This is a genomic window from Rhizobium sp. SEMIA 4085 (assembly GCF_013004495.1).
In the GTDB taxonomy this organism is placed as follows: Bacteria; Pseudomonadota; Alphaproteobacteria; order Rhizobiales; family Rhizobiaceae; genus Rhizobium; species Rhizobium gallicum.
The window spans coordinates 1-2,864 of the sequence record NZ_JABEPH010000537.1 but is presented as its reverse complement, the minus strand read 5'-3'; the positions used below and the strand labels follow the sequence as shown (position 1 = coordinate 2,864).

The 2,864-nt window shown below is 55.7% G+C and carries 3 protein-coding genes and 1 pseudogene; 2 read left to right on the top strand and 2 right to left on the bottom strand.

The window, feature by feature from the left end; genetic code table 11:
- Positions 1-802: 802 nt before the first annotated feature.
- A complete protein-coding gene (locus C9413_RS30555) occupies positions 803-1,132 on the top strand; it encodes an ATPase inhibitor subunit zeta (RefSeq protein WP_040116571.1) in 330 nt (109 codons plus the stop codon).
- Between the two features lie 382 nt (positions 1,133-1,514).
- Here C9413_RS30555 and C9413_RS30550 read toward each other — a convergent pair whose 3' ends face one another.
- Entirely contained in the window at positions 1,515-1,805 is a 291-nt protein-coding gene (locus tag C9413_RS30550) for a DUF6522 family protein (RefSeq protein ID WP_170251358.1), read from the bottom strand.
- Positions 1,806-2,048: 243 nt separating this feature from the next.
- Here C9413_RS30550 and C9413_RS30545 point away from each other — a divergent pair, with 243 nt between their 5' ends.
- Entirely contained in the window at positions 2,049-2,402 is a 354-nt protein-coding gene (locus tag C9413_RS30545) for a YbaN family protein (protein ID WP_052451791.1), read from the top strand.
- Between the two features lie 72 nt (positions 2,403-2,474).
- On the opposite strand, the pseudogene C9413_RS30540 reads toward C9413_RS30545, so the two are convergent.
- Positions 2,475-2,632, bottom strand: a pseudogene (locus C9413_RS30540) (NapC/NirT family cytochrome c); the annotation flags it as partial.
- Between the last annotated feature and the right edge of the window lie 232 nt (positions 2,633-2,864).

Here is a 2,864-nt window from a genome sequence, read left to right as displayed (position 1 = left end):
CTCGATCCGCTGCAGGTCACGCTCGCTCATCGCAATCAGTCCCATCGGCAATCTCCCACGTCATCAAACGCGGGGAGTGTGACATTCTTACTTTGCAGAAACAGGACACTTTAACTTTGCGGCTACACACAAACATCGCATAATCTATCTTATGGAACTCCTGAGATCGACGCACACCGCCGTTCTCCATCCCTCGCCGCCCCGAAGCTCGGACGCATTAGAATCACGTGTTTCTCCAAGCTTTCGATACGCATGGCGGTTTGAACTTCCCAAACGGAAGCTTCGAGAACTTGATCTGAAGTCGTTCATCCTGCACTCGGCATATACCATCGCATGCGCAGTATCGTGATCGCGTAATCGGAAGTCCGTCCACATCGTTCCGCCGAGAAATCTGACATCACCGATGCTCCAAGCTTCGTTTTTCGAGGAAGTTGGACATTGGGATCGCGATCGGCCAGGGGCATCCCGAATGTGCGCTTGCATCGCAATGGCGACGGTCATTCTTGATATAAGTCATTTCAGATGACAGCGGATGCCATCTATCTGGCCGCCATAACGCGGTCCTAGTGGCGGGCGAAGTGAGGAATAGATTTGAAGTCCTGCACCAATTTGGGAACGGCTAACCCTCTCACAGCGTTTTCAGATGGTCGGGTTTGATCGCTATCAACGCGCCTTGCCTCGCGCACATCGTCGCCTCAAAACCGAGGTTACGTCATGACGCACAAGCAAAGTCCTGTTTCGGCCCGAATGGCGCTCGATGCTCACGCCCCTTTTGCGCCGCGGCAAGGAAAGGAGTTTTCGCATGACATCCTTGGACGATAGAAGACGGGCGCTTGAAGACAAATACATTCTCGACTTTGAGCGGTCGCTGAAGGTTCGTGCCCGCCGAAACCGCCTGCTGGCGGAATGGGTTGCCGCTGCTATCGGCCGCAACGACGTCGACGCTTATGTGAACGAGGTTGTGGCAACAGCCATCACGTCTCCGGGAGATGCAAATCTGCTGCAGAAGATTCGCGCGGACTTCAGTGCCGCTGGCCGCGCTGCCGATGAAGCACTTCTCCGCGAGAAGATGCACGACCTGATGTATTTGGCTGCCGAAGCCATGGAGAGGGAGGATGCAACGCAAAGCTAGCGGGACGACAGTGACCATATGGAGGTCCATCCCCTGAGAGCGGAGCGCGGCCAAGCTTTCGCAGCCCCCGGTCCACCTGCCGTGCAGGCGCCCGCTTAAGATTTTGCCATAGCGTAGTGTCGCTGCCGAGGAAGCCCGTGCCGGTGTCGAAGAAGCTGACCGCCTCTGTCGCTCGCCGGTTCCTTGATGCCCTTGGAGCGAGCAACGCCGGATTGTCATTGAGGCCGGAGATCGCGGCAGGATCCCGACGTTGACGGCGACGTCTCCCAGGGGATAAGGCCTTAACAAAGGTATTGCAGACGAGACAAGGTCCCTGCCCCCTGATGAGATAGCCCACGGCAACATAGAAGAACGAACGGAAATAGGTGGCGAATAGCCGCTCTTATGCAAGCTTCCGGCGGCTGGTCCTTTTCATCGTGCCAGCCCGAGCGAAGGTCATTTCTTCGGAAATGACCTTATCGGAGTTGTCGAGGATCGCGAGCCAAATGCGATTGCCGATCCTGAGGCTCAGCCGCTGCAGGCCGAGATCCTCGCCTTCACCAATTTCCACGGTACTTGCAACCAATCCCATCTGCAGTTTTCGCCTGAACTCGGTTCCGGAGAGGCCGAAGCGCGAGGAAAGCTCTGCGGGATTGAGGATAAAGTCACCATTGTCGTCGCGCGTTATCTGCATTCTGGATCTCTTTCCGGTCTTGCCCTGATCGCGTCTCTAGGCGTGCGTTGTATGCCTGGTCGCTTTTACCGAGATATTCGGTTTGGTGGAAAAGCGGATTTGCACAAGGTTGAACGGCGCGCACTACAATCCTATTCTCCGCGCATCCCTATGGTATGCTGATAGGAGAAACGGCAGGGCCAACGGCGCTTTGGAGCGGTTGAACGGCTGGAGCCGCTTGATGAAAGGAATTCCGTGCGGTTGATGTTTGCTGCCCTTGGCTTTGGTTTCGTTGCAATCGGCGTTATCGGTATCTTCGTGCCGCTGCTTCCGACGACACCGTTCCTGATCCTTGCCGCTGCTCTATTCTCCCGCTCCTCCCCGCGCTTTGAGCGCTGGCTGCTTGCCCATCCGCGCTTCGGCGAGCCACTGCGAAATTGGCGCCGCCAAGGGGCGATCCGGCGACGTCATAAGCTTGTCGCCTGTATCTCGATGATTTGCAGCTTTCTCATTCTGGTCGTTTTTTTCACACCTTCAGCAATTGCGATGGTTGGCGCTGGAGTTCTGATGGCGGTTGCTGCGATCTATGTCGCGTCCAGGCCCGAACCACGATACTGAAAATCGTCTCAAGACTACCACGCGGCCCTTGGCTTAGCGCCCCCGCACGAATTTCGTCCAGATCTTACCTTACACCTCCTTGGAGGGCTGGCATCTTGCGGGCGATCTTGTCTGTCCATTGGTGCGGCACCTGACGCTTGGACAAATGAATGGTGCGGGAGAGCTCCTGACATTGTCATTCATCTCGTGACAGGATGTGCAAACTTTTCAGTGTTGGTCAGCTCCAGCGCAATTGCAAACCAAGCAATCAAAATGCGCCGAAAACAAAACCTATCGGAGGCATGATCACCTAGAGTTCACGGTTCGGTCGCGAAGTCATGGGTATTCGATCCCTGGAAGGAACTAGAGGATTGGACGTGCATTTCCAGAGATTGCCCAAACGAACATGGACGCGCTTAATACCGCACTTGGAGGGATTGCCAGGATGAGTCTCGAAGGACACACGACAGCGCCGGGTGCAAA

Bases quoted from the DNA above. Each gene is read 5' to 3' on its own strand.
- C9413_RS30545 (WP_052451791.1), top strand. From the start codon at position 2,049: ATGTTTGCTGCCCTTGGCTTTGGTTTCGTTGCAATCGGCGTTATCGGT.
- C9413_RS30555 (WP_040116571.1), top strand. From the start codon at position 803: ATGACATCCTTGGACGATAGAAGACGGGCGCTTGAAGACAAATACATT.
- C9413_RS30550 (WP_170251358.1), bottom strand. From the start codon at position 1,805: ATGCAGATAACGCGCGACGACAATGGTGACTTTATCCTCAATCCCGCA.